Consider the following 15175-nt stretch of genomic DNA (forward strand, 5'->3'; position numbering starts at 1 on the left):
TTCCGGAGCTCTCATGTCCAAATACCCCGCAATCGGCTTTTCCGCGTTCGCGACCCCGGAAAAGGGGGCTGTCATCGTCCTCGTCACGCAGGATGGCAAATTTGCCCCGGAGGCCGAAACCACCGGTGGCGGTCAGCTCATTTCCCGTCTCGTAGAGATAACCGGCTTCAAGGGCAAGCTCGGCGCAACCGTTGAGACGATGCTATCAGGCGAGAAGGGCGCTGACCGGCTGGTTCTGGTCGGCGCAGGCGACCCGGCGAAGCTGAAGGCTGACGACTGGGTGAAGATCGGCGGCGCGGCATTTTCCAAAATCGGCAAGGCGAAGGCGGCTTCCGCCGTGCTTGTGCTGCCTGATACCGTCGTTTCGCCGCAGAATGCCGCCGATTTTGCACTCGGCATGCTCCTGCGCGCCTACCGCTTCGATAAATACAAGACGAAGAAGGGCGACGATAATGGCGACGAGCCCAAGCACAGCGTGAACGTCACTGTGCAGACCGCGGACCCTGAGGGCGCGGGCAAGGCCTTTGCTGATGCCGAGGCGGTGGCCGAAGGCGTCCGGCTCGCCCGCGACCTCGTCAACGAGCCTGCCAATGTGCTGGGTCCGGTGGAATTCGCCGAGGAAGCGCAAAAGCTGGGGAAGCTTGGCGTCAAGGTCGAGATTCTGACCGAGAAGGAATTGAAAAAGCTTGGCATGGGCGCGCTGCTCGGCGTTGCGCAAGGCTCGGTTCGCCCGCCCCGCCTCGCCATCATGGAATGGAACGGCGGCAAGAAAGGCGAGGCCCCCGTCGCCTTCATCGGCAAGGGCGTGGTCTTCGATACCGGCGGCATCTCCATCAAGCAGGCCTCGGGCATGGAGGAGATGAAGGGCGACATGGGCGGCGCCGCTGCCGTCACCGGCCTTCTCCACGCGCTCGCCGCCCGCAAGGCGAAGGTGAATGCCGTCGGCATCATCGGCCTTGTGGAAAACATGCCTGACGGCAATGCGCAGCGCCCGGGCGATATCGTCACCTCCATGTCGGGCCAGACCATCGAGGTGCTGAACACCGACGCTGAGGGGCGGCTGGTTCTCGCCGATGCGCTCTGGTATGCCAATGAGCGCTTCAAGCCTCGTCTCATGATCGACCTCGCGACCCTGACCGGCGCGATCATGGTGGCGCTCGGCCTGCACCATGCCGGCCTCTTCTCCAATGATGACGCGCTTGCGGACCAGCTTTATGAGGCGGGCCAGGCGACGGGCGAGAAGGTCTGGCGGATGCCGCTCGGCAGCGAATATGACAAGCTGATCGATTCCAAGGTCGCCGACATGAAGAACATCGGCGGCCGCAATGGCGGCGCGATCACCGCCGCGCAGTTCCTGAAGCGCTTCGTCGGAGAAACGCCCTGGGCCCATCTCGACGTGGCCGGCACGGCCATCGGCGCGCCCACCAACGAATACAGCCAGTCCTGGGCCTCGGGCTTCGGGGTGAGGCTGCTGGATAGGCTGGTGCGGGATAATTTTGAGGATAAGGGGAAATAATCGGGCAAGTCGGCGGGACGCGCTGTCCCGCCGTAATCTCCAATAAAAGGCTCTAACCGGGTTCCATGGCTGAAATCCTCTTCTACCATCTGACCGAATCGACTCTCGAAGACGCACTCCCCGGTCTCGTGGAGCGTTCGCTGTCGCGCGGGTGGCGGGTAGCGATCCAGACCGCCACGGAGGAGCGCCGCGATGCGCTGGATAACCATCTGTGGGTGTGGTCCGAGGAGTCCTTTCTGGCGCATGGAACGGACCGCGAGCCGCATCCAGCGGAGCAACCCGTCATTCTGACGACGACAGATGCCAATCCCAACGGCGCGACGGTGCGTTTCATCGTCGAAGGGGCGGAAATCTCCGGTGCGGGCAATTATGAACGCCTCGTCGTCATGTTCGACGGCCATGACCAGGACCAGCTTGAACGCGCCCGCGCGCAGTGGAAGGCGCTGAAGGAGGAGGGGCATCAGCTGACCTATTGGCAGCAGACGCCGGACCGCCGCTGGGAGCGCAAAGCCTGACCCTGCTTATTTAAAAAGGGCAGGGTAGGTGAAGAAAAGCGCGTGAACGAAGTTCAGCAGAAAATGCACCGCAATGGACGCTTCCACCCGCCGCGTTTTCATAAAGGCCGTGCCGTAGAACAGCCCTGCGATGGTGGCGAGCCACACATAGGTCCAACCGCCATAAACATGGGGCAGCCCGAACAAGAGGGCGCTTATCACCAACGCCGCATAGGGGGCCCAAGACCAGCCGAGGCGGGTAAATCCGGCGCTGAGGCTTTCCTGTATCATCCCGCGAAACAAAATCTCTTCCGAGAACGCGACAAAGACGAGGTTGTTCAGCGCCCAGATCCAGAAGAAGGGCATGATCTTTGGATCGAAGGCGATATAGCCGAGCGCCATCGAAACCGGAATCATGACGATAATGCAGCCGGCAAGGCACGCAGCGCCGATGGTAAGGCTCCGCCCCGCACCGGCCTGCTCCTTCGCCGTGCCGCGCACGCTGGCAGCGGTAGGGAAAAAGCCGCCGCATACGGCCAATATCCAGGCCGACGCTACCTTGTCGAAGTTGAAATACATCGAGAACGGTATGCCGCCCTCCGACATCACCATCTTGTCGATGATTTTCACATTGTGAAAGCCGGGAATGATGGTGTGCGCTGCAATGACGAGTGCTGCCGCCACGACCAGAAGCCCGGACAATACGGTCGCGCCGGGAAAAGCGAGAATTGTTCCGCCCCGGCGCAGGCTGAAGTGCCAAAGACACAGACAGAGAAATACCGCAAGGGCGATGACGCCTTCAATCGACACGACGCCGCTGGCAAAAGCGGCAACGAGCGAAAAGCATGCGCAGCCGATCGAGAGGTGTCGCTGCCGTGCCACGAGGGTGATGGCTGCAAGCGCCAGCAGGAAATATGTGGCGCCGGCGAGGGGGTGCTCCAGAAGATATGACATCCAAGCCTCTTGCGATGATTGTCATTCCCCTCAAGGCAGAAGATTAAGCACCGTTCCGCTAAGGAATCAACTTTTTAAATTGAAGATTGTTTAAAAGGAAATTTGAATAATGCGCGGGAAAGCCCAAAAAGCACGGAACACAGCTCCGTACTCACTGAAGTTTTGCTTCCACTTCACTCCGCCATCGCCTCTTCATACTCCGTCGAAAGCACCATCCATTTTTCCTCCGCTTCCGCCAGTTCGGCCTTTGCCTTGGCGAGGTCACGGGTGACGGAAGTCACCTTCGAGGCTTCCTGCGTATAAAGTTCCGGATCGTCGAGCTGCGCCTGCAAGCCTTCGATCTTTTTCGTCAGCTTCTCCACCAGCGCTTCGGCTTCATTGATCTTTTTCTGCAAAGGCTTGAGCGCCTCGCGCTTCTGGGCGGCGAGGCGGCGCTGATCGGCCTTGGAGACTTTCGGCCCCTGATCAGCGGGCTTATCGCCGCCATTGCCGGCGCGGCTGTCAGCCAGCACCAGCGAACGGTATTCTTCCAGGTCGCCGTCATAGGGCTTTACTTCGCCGCCGCGCACCAGCCACAGCCGGTCCATCGTCGCCTCGATCAGATGGCGATCGTGGGCGATGAGAATGACCGCGCCGTTGAAACCGTTGAGCGCGTGGACGAGTTCCTCGCGGCTGTCGATGTCGAGATGGTTGGTCGGCTCGTCGAGGATGAGCAGGTTCGGCCCATGGAAGGTGGCGAGGCCCATCAGGAGCCGCGCCTTTTCGCCGCCCGAGAGGTCGCGCGCAGGCGTCATCATCTTCTCGGTCGAAAGCCCCATCTGCGCCACGCGCGAGCGCACCTTCGCCTCTGGCTCTGTTGGCATCAGCTTGCGCACATGCTCGATGGCGTTGTCGTCGGGCACCAGATCGTCCAACTGATGCTGCGCGAAGAAGGCGACTTTCAGATTGGGCGATACTGTCACCCGCCCGTTCTCCGGCGCGAGCCTGCCGCCAAGCAGCTTCGCAAGCGTCGATTTGCCGTTGCCGTTCGAGCCGAGCAGCGCGATGCGGTCGTCATTGTCGATACGCAGATTCAACCCGCGCAGCACCGGCTTGCCGGGGGTATAGCCGACATCGGCATTTTCGAGCGCGATGATCGGCGAAGCGGCCTTCTTCTCCGCGTCGGGGAAGGTGAAGGGCTGGACATGCTCATCATAATGCACGGCGATGGGCTTCAGCTTCTGCAAGGCCTTCAGCCGCGATTGCGCCTGCCGTGCCTTGGAGGCCTTGGCGCGGAAGCGCTCGACGAAGGCTTCCATATGCTTGCGCTGCGCTTCCTGCTTCACGCGCTGCTTCTGCTGCAATTCGATCTTCTCGGCGCGCTGGCGCTCGAACTGGTCATAGCCGCCGCGCCAGAAGGTCAATTTCTTCTGGTCGAGATGCATGATCGAGTTGACGGCGGAGTTGAGCAGGTCGCGATCGTGGCTGATGAGGATGACGGTGTACGGATAACGCCGCACATAATCTTCAAGCCAGAGCGTGCCTTCGAGGTCGAGATAATTGGTCGGCTCGTCGAGAAGCAAGAGGTCCGGCTGCGCGAACAACACCGCCGCGAGCGCCACGCGCATGCGCCAGCCGCCCGAGAAGGACGAGGCCGGACGGCGCTGCGCCTCCGCGTCGAAGCCGAGGCCCGAGAGGATCGCGCCCGCTCGGGCCTCCGCCGAATGCGCGTCGATATCGGCAAGCCGTGTATGGATTTCGGCGATATGGTTGGGGTCGGTGGCCGTCTCCGCTTCTTCCAGCAGCGCCAGCCGCTCCTTGTCGGCCTTGAGCACGATTTCGATCAGCGGTTCTTCCGTGCCCGGCGCCTCCTGCGCGACCTGGCCGATGCGCGTGTTCTTCGGCATCGAGAAATCGCCGGTCTCCGGCGCAAGTTCGCCAGTGATGACGCGGAACAGCGTCGATTTGCCGGTGCCGTTGCGCCCGACAAAACCGGTCTTGGACCCGGCGGGCAGCGTCACGCTGGCGTGGTCGATAAGCAGGCGTCCGGCGACGCGCACGGAAATATCGTTCAGGATAAGCATGACAAGGGCTTTTGCACGGGAAGCGCCCGTTTCGCAAGAGAGGCAACGCCACTTCGCGCAAAGTGGCCCTGGCAATCATCTTTTCAGGAAGACAAGGCGCTCGTCGACGCGTCCCGGCGTCACCTCATGAATCTCGGCGTTCACCACGCCCTCGGCCACGAACGGGTCTTTCTGCACGAAAACATCAAGGCTCTCCCGATCGATATTATGCACGAGGATCGCTCCGCCCGCATTCGGCTGCAGGCTGCCGGCAAGAAGAAAAATCCCGCTCTCGAAGCCGCTCTTGAGCCACGCATTGTGGCCCTCCATGAACTGGGCGGCCTGTGCGCGGTTGTTCGAAAATCTCAGGAATATAATGAACATTTGCGCTCCGTTTTGAACTGTGAGGATTGGGATTTCAGACCGTCCGGATTCGCGCGGTTCCGCCGGAACGTCTAGCCGCAAGCTCGCGCAGCCAGTCCTTCATCTGGGCAACCTCGCGCTCGACGAAATCCTGATCGTGGAAGGCATTGAACAGCGTCGCGACGCCCTGGCTTCGCACGAGCAGATGCATGGCAAGCGCATCCGCATCAGCTTCCCGCCCAAGGGCGATGAACTGCGCACGAAGCCACGTGCGAAAAATTGTGAAGAGCCCGTTGGCATCCGCCTGCGCCACATGGTTCAGCTTCGCCAGCTCGCTTGTGAGCGTGCCAACCGGGCAGCCATAGTGCTTGATCTTCTCTCTATTGACGATGAGGATGTCGATGAACCGGCTGATCCGCTCTTCCGGTGTCTTGCCCTCTATCTCCCACCGGTCGAGCATTTCCCGCCGATCAGTCAAGCGCTTCTCGATCACCGCATCCAGAATGTCGTCCTTGGTCTTGAAGTGATGATAAAAATTGCCGCGCGAAATCTTCACGACATCGGCAATATCCGCAAACGAAGTGTGCTCGTACCCCCGGCGATAAAAGAGATCGTCCGCAACGCTGATGATCTCCTCACGCGTCGCGCGGTGTGGCATGGCATTGCTCCAATGTGTCTAGGTCAAATGTCCTAAACAGGATTAGGTCAACTGTCCTAACATGTCAATAGCCCATCGCGCCTTTCCGCCCTTGGCAACGCCGCATTGCGCCGCTATAGGAGCCGCACCTTCTTCCAACTGCCAGTACAAAGGTTTCCGATATGGCGATTGAACGCACTTTCTCAATGATCAAGCCCGACGCGACGCGGCGTAACCTGACCGGCGCGATTACCAAGATGCTCGAGGATGCCGGCCTGCGCGTCGTCGCGTCCAAGCGCGTCTGGATGAGCCGCCGCGAGGCCGAGGGCTTCTACGCCGTCCACAAGGACCGCCCCTTCTTTGGTGAGCTGGTCGAGTTTATGTCTTCCGGCCCGACGGTCGTGCAGGTGCTGGAAGGCGAGAATGCCATCGCCAAGAACCGCGAAGTGATGGGCGCTACCAACCCGGCCAATGCTGACGAAGGCACCATCCGCAAGACCTTCGCCCTCTCCATCGGCGAAAACTCGGTCCACGGCTCGGACGCTCCGGAAACTGCCGCCGAGGAAATCGCCTACTGGTTCTCCGGCACCGAAATCGTCGGCTGATTTTTTAAACCCGCCGTAAATGCCAAGCCCGCCGGAAACGGCGGGCTTTTTCGTGGGCATTGAAGCGATGAGCGGGCCTGGATGAGCCCGGGATATCGGCTATAATCCCCCTATGGTTGTTGTTCAGCAGGCCCATTCGCTCCCATAGGCCAAGGAGGCCGTCATGCAGCATCAGACACCTTCGCAGGCATTGGAGCATGGCCGAGCACTCATCCGTGCCTTGGCCAAGCAGCACCGCACGAAGAATCCGCGTGTGTTCGACATGGTTCTCACCGGCTGGGACACGGACAAGAGCGATCTTAATCTTCTTGTCGAGCCGCTGCCTGAAACGGACCCTCTTTGACCTCGGTGGGTTGCAGGAAGATTTGGAAGAGGCTCTTGGAGTTCGTGTCAATGTGAGGACGCCGCTCGGACTTCCTGCCGATATCCGGGCTGATGTGCTCCGCAAGGCGGTGCCAGTGTGACAGCCGGGAACCGGCTTCCACTCTATATCCGGCGCATGATCGATGTTTCTGCCGATGCCGTTGAGTTTATCGGGAGGATGAATGAAGACGAGTTCTTTGCGGATATTCGAACGCGGCGCGCAGTGGCCATGAGCCTCATAATCGTTGGCGAAGCGGCCAGTCGGATTGTTGCCGAATACCCAGACTTCGCTCAAGTCCATGCAGAGATACCATGGCGCAGCATCCGCGGCATGCGAAACCAGATCGTCCGACTATTTCAATATTGATTTTCATATCGTCTGGGCGACGGTTCAGGAAGAACTCCCGCCGCTGATCCAGCATCTGCGCGCGATTTCAGCTTAACGCCAGAGGCGCTACCCATTCTGCGTCAGCCGTAAAATCTCCTGCCCTTTGTCGTCGAGCAGCAGCAGCTTGCCCATATCGACCCTGAAAGCCCTTGTCTTGCCGAGCGCGTCGAAGAACTTGCTTTCCTGGTTCATCAGTGCGGGCGGGCATTGCAGATAGGTGGAGCCGACTTCGGCGAAGGAAAGCGTGTCGGCGGAGAATGAGGCCTTGGTGAAATAGCGGTTGCAACCGCTCGACCCGTTTACCTGGCCGTCATCGCCGATGGTCAGCGTGGTGCGGGCATCGTCCACGACGCCCGTGCCGTAGATGTCCTCGACAAGCCAGGTCGAGCCCTCGATCGGACTGTCAACAGCGGTGTCGGCATCCTTCCGCACCCCGACCAGCTTGATTTTCACCGGCTCCTGCAATGTCTGCAGGTCGACGCGGTATTGCTGGTCGTTGACGAACCATAGCGTGTCGCCCGCCGCGATGCGCGCCTGCAGCACATAGGTATGGCCGGGCTCCATGTCATCGCTGTCGAAATCCAGCGAAAAGGGTGTCACGCCGCTCTCGACAGGGGAAACCCGTGTCTCCGCGAGGATTTTTGTCCCTGCGTCGGCAGGCGAAACATCGGCAAGCTGCACATGGAGATCGGCTTCGGGCGGCAGATCGACCTTTTCCTTATAGGCGACCGCGCCGCGAATGGTTTTCTCCGCTGCCACGCCCGATGTCGGAAGCGAGGCGGTGACGAAAAGGATGAAACCGCCAAGGACGGCTACCCCCGCCGCCACAACGCCCATTATCGAAATCCTACCCGCGCGAGAGCGCCGCATATTCGTTACCCGGATTATTTTGTTTTAGAAAATCCCTCGACCCCGTGATGTCGAGGTTGATTCTCCGCTCCCATGGATGGAAAATCTTCGTGTGGAAATTGTGACATTGCAAGTTTTTGGTAATGATCCCCTAGGGTTTTTTCATCGCGCTTCGGTGCTGCGTGCCGTCCAGCGTGATTCCGCCTCGTCGTCCTGCACCTTCGCTTCCACCCAGCCTCCCGATCCTGTCGAAGGGCCGTCGCGGCGATGTTCCTTCTTCCAGAAAGGCGCGCGGGTTTTGAGAAAATCCATAAGGAACGAGGCCGCCTCGAATGCCGCCTGCCGGTGCGCTGAGGCAGTGACGACGAGGACGATGTTCTCGCCGGGCTGGATTTTGCCGTGGCGATGAATGATCCGCAGCCCCGTCAGCGGCCAGCGTTTTATCGCTTCTTCCGCGATCCGCCCGATTTCCGCTTCCGCCATGCCGGGATAATGTTCGAGCTCCAGCGCCGCCAGCGTTCCGCCCTCGTCGCGGCAAAGGCCGGTGAAGCTCACCACCGCGCCGATATCGCTGCGCCCTGCAGTCAGTGCCGAAACCTCATGCGCAAGGTCGAAATCCTCGCGCTGGACGCTGATATAGGGGAGGGGAGCGGTACCCATCTCAACCCCCGGTCATCGGCGGGAAGAGCGCGATCTCCCGCGCGCCGGTAATCGGCTCGTGATGCGCTGCGTGCTCCTGGTTAATGGCGACGCGGATCACTTTGGGGTTTTGCAGCGCGGCTTCATATTCCTCGCCGCGCGTCCTCAGATATTCCAGAAGCTCCGCCACCGTCCCCACCTCGGCAGGCAGAGTGATGTCCTCTTCCTCTTTGCCGATGCGCTCGCGCACCCAGGCGAAATAGACGAGCTTCGTCATCCTACCTCCAATCGCACGGTCTTCTCCAGAGCAGGCAGCTTGGCGCACATGCTTTAGTCCATCACATGCTTGAGCCCGGCGCGAAAATAATCCCAGCCGGTATAGAGAGTGACGAGCGCCGAAATCCACAGAAGCCCGATGCCGGTCGCGGTCGTGTAGGGGAAGAACTGGTCACCCGCATGGCCGGCGAGTAGGAAGCCGATGGCCACCATCTGGATGGTCGTCTTCCATTTGGCAAGCGTACTGACGGGTACGCTCACTTTCAGCTCGGCCAGATATTCGCGCAGGCCCGAGACGAGGATCTCGCGGCACAGGATGATGATCGCCGCCCACAGCGTCCATCCCGCGATGGTGCGGTCGGCGGCGAGCAGCAGCAGGCAGGCGGAAACGAGCAGCTTGTCGGCGATCGGGTCCAGCATTCGCCCGATGGTCGAGGTCTGCTTCCAGATGCGCGCAAGATAGCCGTCGAAGAAATCCGTTATGCTGGCGGCGGCGAATATGGCGAGCGCCGACCAGCGCGCGGTGTCGCTCGATTTGAGGCTGCCTTCGACGAAAAAGCACAAAACCACCAATGGCACAGCGAGAATGCGCCCATAGGTGAGAATATTGGGCAGGGACAGGGCGTTTTTCCGCATATTCGGCAGGTCTCCCGCCGCATGAGGCCGTTGGAGGAGCGTCACGCGGCAATTTATGAATGTATCGACACATCAACAGCGATGTGGGTAAAAAATCAACACTTAGCTCCGACGCGGCGAGTCGTAATTTGCCCGGCCACGCTCCCTGCCGCGCTTTAATGCGTATGGTCCGGTTTGATTGGCTGGACAGCCAGTCGCAGACCCATGACACGCAGGATGGCGCTCAGGCTGCGCACTTCCGGGTTTCCTTTTTCTGATAGCGTACGGTAGAGCTGTGTCGCGTTGAGATGCGCTTCCTTGGCGACCTTCGGGACGCCGCCGAATGCCTTGGCCATCTGACGCAACGTCACCAGCAGTTCATCCTGATCGCCATCGGCGAGGATTGCGTCAAGGGTGGCGGCTGCAAGCTTCGGATCATCCCGGTATAGTTCCGCCATTGCGTCGTCGTGGTGCCGGTCTTTCATCGTCATTGCTCCTTGCGGTTTTGCCAATCTCGCCCATATGCAATTGCCCGCTCAATGTCGGATGCCTGCGTCCTCTTGGTGCCGCCGCACAGCAGTGGCACTACCGTTTTGCCTGATCGCGCGTAGTAAATGCGATAGCCCGGTCCGATGTCGATGCGCAGCTCATAGACGCCTTCACGCAGCGGCTTGAAGTCGCCGAAATTGCCCAATTCCAACCGGTTCAGCCGCCGGATGATGGCGATTTTGGCCTGCATGTCGCGAAGCCGGCCCAGCCATTCGGCTACCAAATCCTTATCGTCCGCAGTGAGGTAATGGCGTATCTCGAACATAGTGGTTTTTCGTTTATAAACGAAAAACTGTCAAGAACAAAACTAGCATGACTTTCCTCATCCCCCTTCATGAAAATGATCCCGTATCGCCCGCGCCATCGCTTCTGAAATCCCCTCGACCCGCATCAGATCCTCCACTGCCGCGCGTGAAACCGCTTTGGCCGTGCCGAATTCATGCAGCAGCGCCCTTTTGCGCGCCGGGCCGATCCCGGCGATTTCGTCGAGCGGGTTCTTGACCATCTCCTTCTTGCGCCGTGCGCGGTGGGTGCCGATGGCGAAGCGGTGGGCTTCGTCGCGCAGGCGCTGGATGAAATAGAGCACCGGGTCGCGCGGCGGCAGGGTGAAGGCGGGCTTGCCTTCGACGAAGAAGCGCTCGCGCCCCGCATCGCGGTCGACGCCCTTGGCGATGCCGATGGAGGTGACGAGATGGCCGATGCCAAGCTCCGCCAGAATGCTGCGAACCGCGCCGACCTGTCCCTGTCCGCCGTCTATGAGGATCAGGTCCGGCCAGGCGGGGAAGCCTTCCCCCGCCAGATCGATGTCTTCCGTACCCTCCGGTTCGGTTGGATTCACCTGTGTCGGTAAACCGTGCTCTTTCACCAGCCGTGCGAAGCGGCGCTGGATCACCTCGCGCATCATGCCGAAATCGTCGCCGGGGGTGATGTCTTGCGAGCGGATGTTAAACTTGCGGTACTGGTTCTTGACGAAGCCCTCCGGCCCGGCGACGATCATGCCGCCGACCGCATTGGTGCCCATGATGTGCGAGTTGTCGTAAACCTCGATGCGCCGCGGCACGCGCGGCAGGCCGAAGGTCTCCGCGAGCCCCTTCAGGAGCCGCGCCTGCGATGAGGTTTCGGCGAGCCGCCGCCCCAGCGCCTCGCGTGCGTTGGTATGCGCGTGCTCGACGAGGCTCTTCTTCTCGCCCCGCTGCGGCACGGTGACCTGCACGCGATGTCCCGCCCGTGTCGAAAGCGCCTCGGCGAGCAGTTCCTGATCCTCCACCGTTTCGGAAAGCAGCACCAGTCGCGGGCATGGCTTGTCGTCATAGAATTGCGACAGGAAAGCGCCCAGCACCTCCGCATTGCCGAGCGAGGCGTCGGCCTTGGGGAAATAGGCGCGATTGCCCCAGTTCTGCCCGGTGCGGAAGAAGAACACCTGAATGCAGGTCATCCCGCCTTCCTGATGAATGGCGAAAACGTCGGCCTCCTCCACCGTCTGCGGGTTGATGCCCTGATGGCTCTGCACATGCGACAGGGCGGAAAGGCGGTCGCGATAGATGGCGGCGCGCTCGAAATCGAGCTCAGCCGACGCCTCGCGCATCGCCTGGGAAAGATGCTCCTTCACGCTCTGGCTCTTGCCGGAGAGGAAAGCCTTCGCCTCGCTGACGAGCCCCGCATAATCCGCATCGCTGATTTCGCCGGTGCAGGGGCCGGAGCAGCGCTTGATCTGATAGAGCAGGCAGGGGCGGGTGCGGATCTCGAACACCGAATCCGTGCAGGTGCGCAATAGGAAGGCGCGTTGCAGCGCGTTGATGGTGCGGTCCACCGCCCCGGCAGAGGCGAAGGGGCCGAAATAATCGCCCTTGCGCGAGCGCGCGCCGCGATGCTTGAAAATGCCGGGCGCGCGTTGGTCCCCCGTCATCAGGATATAGGGGAACGACTTGTCGTCGCGCATCAGCACATTGAAGCGCGGGCGCAGGCGCTTAATGAGGTTTGCTTCCAGCAGCAGCGCCTCAGTCTCGGTACGTGTAACGACGAATTCCATCGTTGCCGTCTCGCGCACCATCCGCGCGATGCGGTTGGTGTGGCCGTGGCCACGCGCATAATTGGAGACACGCTTCTTGAGGCTGCGCGCCTTACCGACATAGAGCACGTCGCCTGCCGCATTGAACATGCGGTATACGCCGGGCTTGTTGGGCAGGCGCTTGACGAAGGCGTCGATCACCTCCGCGCCGGAGAGTCCGGCCATCGCCTCGCTGTTTTCCTCCAGCGCCGACGCCCATTCGATGGAGTCGGCGAGGCCAGCCCGCGCGGGCTCGCCCGACTCCTCCGTGTCGAGCGCATCCTCCTGCGTCTCCGCCTCGTCGATGAGGAAGCCGGCAATATCATCCTGCCCGCCGCCCGGTTTCATTCCGCCGCTCATTCCGAAATTCCCAGGATATCCGGTGTCTCCCATGCCAGATGCTGCCCGCCGTCGAGCGCGATCATCTGGCCGGTCACTGATTTCATCTCCCATAGATAGCGAATCGTGAGGCCGAAATCAGACAGGGCAGGGCCTTTCCTCAACGGAATCGCCTCCACCTGCCGCTGAAAATCTCCTTCTTCCTGCCGCTCGCTCGGCAGCGTCGGGCCCGGGCCGATGGCGTTGACCCGAATGCGAGGCGCAAGCGCCTGCGCCAGCGTGCGCGTGGCAGTCCAGAGCCCCGCCTTCGACAGCGTATAGGAGAAGAACAGCGGATTGGGCTTCCAGACCCGCTGGTCGATCATATTGACGACGAGCCCGTCCTCTCCCTCCGCAAGCGCCGCCGCCATGTTCTCGGCCAAGAGCACCGGCGCCTTCAGGTGCAGGGCGAAGTGCCTGTCCCATATATCGTCGCCAAGCGCGCCGACATGGTCCTCCACGAAGACCGAAGCATTGTTGACGAGAAGCCGGATGGGAAGCGCCAGCGCGGATTGCGCCCTGCCGAAAAGCGCGCGCGCGGCATCCATGTCGCGGAGGTCGGCCTGAACCGTCACCGCACGGCCGCCGCCAGCCCTGATTTTTTCCGCCAGCGCCTCGCCCTGCGTCATCGAACCGTTGCAATGAATCGCTATGGCGAATCCATGCGCCGCGAGGTCCTCGACGATCGCTTTTCCGATTCGTTTTGCCCCGCCGGTGACCAGCACCCCGATGGGGGCGGAAAATGCGGCTGGAAATTTGGAGTTCACGGTAAACGAATCCTTATCTGTCTATGCCGTCCGATTTGGTGCCGTCAGCGATAGCAGAATGGGAGGCGGAATTCCTCTGAAGATACGCATCGACCCCCGGGAATGCTGACAATTTGGCGCAAATGCTCCGGGGTATCGGCCTGCAGTCGCAGCCCGCTGCGCCATAATATGGACCACCTTCGGCCATGTGGCCATATTGCAACATCATATTTTAGCCATATTGCGGACAGTTTTTTTTCACGGATCGGCACTGGTCGCGCCGCATTTCAGCACGATCTATTGTCCTGTCACAACGCGGTTTCTGCGAGGCCCCCACCTCTCTCCCAAGCTTGAAACGCGTCCGATTGTAAAAATATGTAAGTAAGGAGAATGCGCATGCGCACTCTTAAGACCCTCGCCCTCGCTACGGCTGCGCTGCTGCCGCTTACCATCTCCGCCATGGCCGCTGACGCGATCGTTGACCAGCCGCCGGAACCCGCAGCTCCCGTCGAAGCTGCTCCGCAGTACACCTGGGCCGGCGGTTACACCGGTCTCTATGGCGGCTACGGCTGGGGCAAGTTCGGTACCGATTCCGTTGGCGACATCAAGGACAACAACGGCAAGGCTGGCGCCTATGCCGGTTGGAACTGGCAGAACGGCAATATCGTCTACGGTGTTGAAGGCGATGCCGGTTACTCCTGGCTGAAGGAAGAAAAGGCCGGCCTCGAAGCCAAGCAGGGCTTTGAAGGCTCGCTGCGTGGCCGCCTCGGTTACGCCATGGATCCGGCTCTTCTCTACGTGACGGGCGGTGTCGCCGGCTCGAATGTCGAGCTGGATAACGGCCTCGACAATGAGAAGAAGTTCCGCGCCGGCTGGACCGTCGGTGCTGGCGCCGAAGCCTTCATCACCCAGAACATCGTCGGCCGCGTCGAATATCGCTACAGCGACTTCGGCAAGAAGGACTACGATCTGGGCGCCGCTTCGGTCGAGTCCGACCTGAAGACCCACGACGTCCGTCTCGGCGTCGGCTACAAGTTCTAATCCTTCCAAGATTTGAACACGGAAAAGCCGGGCGAAAGCCCGGCTTTTTTGTTGGATAGATCTGCTGGCAGAATGTTTACTTCGGCAGCATCCCCGCCAGTTCCGGATGCAATTCCCCGAACCGCTTGAGCCAGCGCTTCAGCTTCGGACGGCCCTTTTCCCATTGTCCTTCGAAACGAAGGCTGAGATAACCGAGCGTCGCCGCAAGCGCGAGATGCCCAGCATTGAGCTTGGCAGTCAGGCGCGGCGGGGCGGCTTCAAGGAGATCGAGCGCCCGCGTGGCCTTGCGCCATTGCCGTTCCAGCCAGGGCTCATGGATTTTTTCCGCCGGATGAAAGCGGCGCTCATAGACATGGGCGAGAAGCGCGTCGCATAGGCCGTCCGCCAACGCCTCGAGTTTTTCAGCCTCGAGCCGCTTGTCAGCATTGCGCGGGAAGAGCTTGTTGCCGGAAACGCGGTTCAGATATTGCGTGATAACGCGGCTGTCGAAGATGGTCTTGCCGTCATCGATGAGAAGGGTCGGTATCTTGCCAAGGGGGTTCACGGAAACCAACTCTTCCGGCTCGTCATTGGCGTTGACCGTCACCACCTCGACTGGAATGCCCGCATAATGCGCAGCCATCCGCACCTTGACGCTGTAGGGCGAGGCGGCGGCATAAAGAAGTTTTGTCAT

Annotated in this window: 18 protein-coding genes and 1 pseudogene; 6 read left to right on the forward strand and 13 right to left on the reverse strand. The window is 60.8% G+C overall.

The window, feature by feature from the left end:
* The first annotated feature begins 13 nt into the window (after positions 1–13).
* Positions 14–1516 carry a leucyl aminopeptidase gene (locus ACOWVG_RS03080; protein ID WP_420960005.1) on the forward strand — a complete coding sequence of 501 codons (1503 nt, stop codon included), beginning with the start codon at positions 14–16 and terminating at the stop codon, positions 1514–1516.
* A gap of 65 nt (positions 1517–1581) precedes the next feature.
* Positions 1582–2031, forward strand: a complete 450-nt coding sequence (locus ACOWVG_RS03085; protein ID WP_420960006.1) for a DNA polymerase III subunit chi — start codon at positions 1582–1584, stop codon at positions 2029–2031.
* A gap of 6 nt (positions 2032–2037) precedes the next feature.
* Here the strand turns inward: ACOWVG_RS03085 and ACOWVG_RS03090 are convergent, their stop codons facing one another.
* From ACOWVG_RS03090 to ACOWVG_RS03105, 4 genes are all read right to left on the reverse strand, one after another.
* The gene (locus ACOWVG_RS03090; RefSeq protein WP_420960007.1) at positions 2038–2964 is read right to left on the reverse strand and encodes a CPBP family intramembrane glutamic endopeptidase; all 927 of its coding nucleotides are present in this window, start codon (positions 2962–2964) and stop codon (positions 2038–2040) included.
* Positions 2965–3137: 173 nt separating this feature from the next.
* On the reverse strand, positions 3138–5027 hold the full coding sequence (locus tag ACOWVG_RS03095; protein ID WP_420960008.1) for an ABC-F family ATP-binding cassette domain-containing protein: 1890 nt from the start codon (positions 5025–5027) through the stop codon (positions 3138–3140).
* Positions 5028–5102: 75 nt separating this feature from the next.
* Positions 5103–5390: a YciI family protein gene (locus ACOWVG_RS03100; protein ID WP_420960009.1), complete on the reverse strand. Its 288-nt coding sequence runs from the start codon at positions 5388–5390 to the stop codon at positions 5103–5105.
* A 34-nt stretch (positions 5391–5424) separates the two neighbouring features.
* A complete protein-coding gene (locus ACOWVG_RS03105; RefSeq protein WP_420960010.1) occupies positions 5425–6027 on the reverse strand; it encodes a TetR/AcrR family transcriptional regulator in 603 nt (200 codons plus the stop codon).
* 161 nt (positions 6028–6188) lie between these two features.
* Between ACOWVG_RS03105 and ndk the strand changes: the two genes are divergently transcribed.
* The 3 genes and pseudogenes from ndk (at position 6189) to ACOWVG_RS03120 (ending at position 7417) form a co-directional block, all read left to right on the forward strand.
* Positions 6189–6611: a nucleoside-diphosphate kinase gene (ndk, locus tag ACOWVG_RS03110; protein ID WP_420960011.1), complete on the forward strand. Its 423-nt coding sequence runs from the start codon at positions 6189–6191 to the stop codon at positions 6609–6611.
* A gap of 163 nt (positions 6612–6774) precedes the next feature.
* On the forward strand, positions 6775–6954 hold the full coding sequence (locus ACOWVG_RS03115; RefSeq protein ID WP_420960012.1) for a hypothetical protein: 180 nt from the start codon (positions 6775–6777) through the stop codon (positions 6952–6954).
* A gap of 198 nt (positions 6955–7152) precedes the next feature.
* Positions 7153–7417, forward strand: a pseudogene (locus ACOWVG_RS03120) (DUF86 domain-containing protein).
* A gap of 11 nt (positions 7418–7428) precedes the next feature.
* Here the strand turns inward: ACOWVG_RS03120 and ACOWVG_RS03125 are convergent.
* The 8 genes from ACOWVG_RS03125 to ACOWVG_RS03160 form a co-directional block, all read right to left on the reverse strand.
* Positions 7429–8232: an META domain-containing protein gene (locus ACOWVG_RS03125; protein WP_420960013.1), complete on the reverse strand. Its 804-nt coding sequence runs from the start codon at positions 8230–8232 to the stop codon at positions 7429–7431.
* 141 nt (positions 8233–8373) lie between these two features.
* Positions 8374–8871, reverse strand: a complete 498-nt coding sequence (locus ACOWVG_RS03130; RefSeq protein WP_420960014.1) for a molybdenum cofactor biosynthesis protein MoaE — start codon at positions 8869–8871, stop codon at positions 8374–8376.
* Position 8872: 1 nt separating this feature from the next.
* Positions 8873–9127, reverse strand: a complete 255-nt coding sequence (gene moaD, locus ACOWVG_RS03135) for a molybdopterin converting factor subunit 1 (RefSeq protein ID WP_420960015.1) — start codon at positions 9125–9127, stop codon at positions 8873–8875.
* Positions 9128–9180: 53 nt separating this feature from the next.
* Positions 9181–9762, reverse strand: coding sequence for a CDP-diacylglycerol--glycerol-3-phosphate 3-phosphatidyltransferase (gene pgsA / locus ACOWVG_RS03140; protein ID WP_420960016.1), 582 nt, complete (start codon positions 9760–9762; stop codon positions 9181–9183).
* A gap of 155 nt (positions 9763–9917) precedes the next feature.
* Positions 9918–10226, reverse strand: a complete 309-nt coding sequence (locus tag ACOWVG_RS03145) for a DNA-binding protein (RefSeq protein WP_420960017.1) — start codon at positions 10224–10226, stop codon at positions 9918–9920.
* 2 nt (positions 10227–10228) lie between these two features.
* Entirely contained in the window at positions 10229–10555 is a 327-nt protein-coding gene (locus ACOWVG_RS03150) for a type II toxin-antitoxin system RelE/ParE family toxin (RefSeq protein ID WP_420960018.1), read from the reverse strand.
* A 57-nt stretch (positions 10556–10612) separates the two neighbouring features.
* On the reverse strand, positions 10613–12697 hold the full coding sequence (gene uvrC / locus ACOWVG_RS03155; protein ID WP_420960019.1) for an excinuclease ABC subunit UvrC: 2085 nt from the start codon (positions 12695–12697) through the stop codon (positions 10613–10615).
* On the reverse strand, positions 12694–13482 hold the full coding sequence (locus ACOWVG_RS03160; RefSeq protein ID WP_420960020.1) for an SDR family oxidoreductase: 789 nt from the start codon (positions 13480–13482) through the stop codon (positions 12694–12696). The genes uvrC and ACOWVG_RS03160 overlap by 4 nt, the downstream gene beginning before the upstream one ends.
* A gap of 375 nt (positions 13483–13857) precedes the next feature.
* Between ACOWVG_RS03160 and ACOWVG_RS03165 the strand changes: the two genes are divergently transcribed.
* On the forward strand, positions 13858–14502 hold the full coding sequence (locus tag ACOWVG_RS03165; protein WP_420960021.1) for an outer membrane protein: 645 nt from the start codon (positions 13858–13860) through the stop codon (positions 14500–14502).
* A 76-nt stretch (positions 14503–14578) separates the two neighbouring features.
* Here the strand turns inward: ACOWVG_RS03165 and ACOWVG_RS03170 are convergent, their stop codons facing one another.
* Positions 14579–15175 (reverse strand): glutathione S-transferase, encoded by a 597-nt coding sequence (locus tag ACOWVG_RS03170; RefSeq protein WP_420960022.1) that lies wholly within the window; start codon positions 15173–15175, stop codon positions 14579–14581.

It is taken from the genome of Brucella sp. IR073, from assembly GCF_049065735.1.
In the GTDB taxonomy this organism is placed as follows: domain Bacteria; phylum Pseudomonadota; class Alphaproteobacteria; order Rhizobiales; family Rhizobiaceae; genus Paramesorhizobium.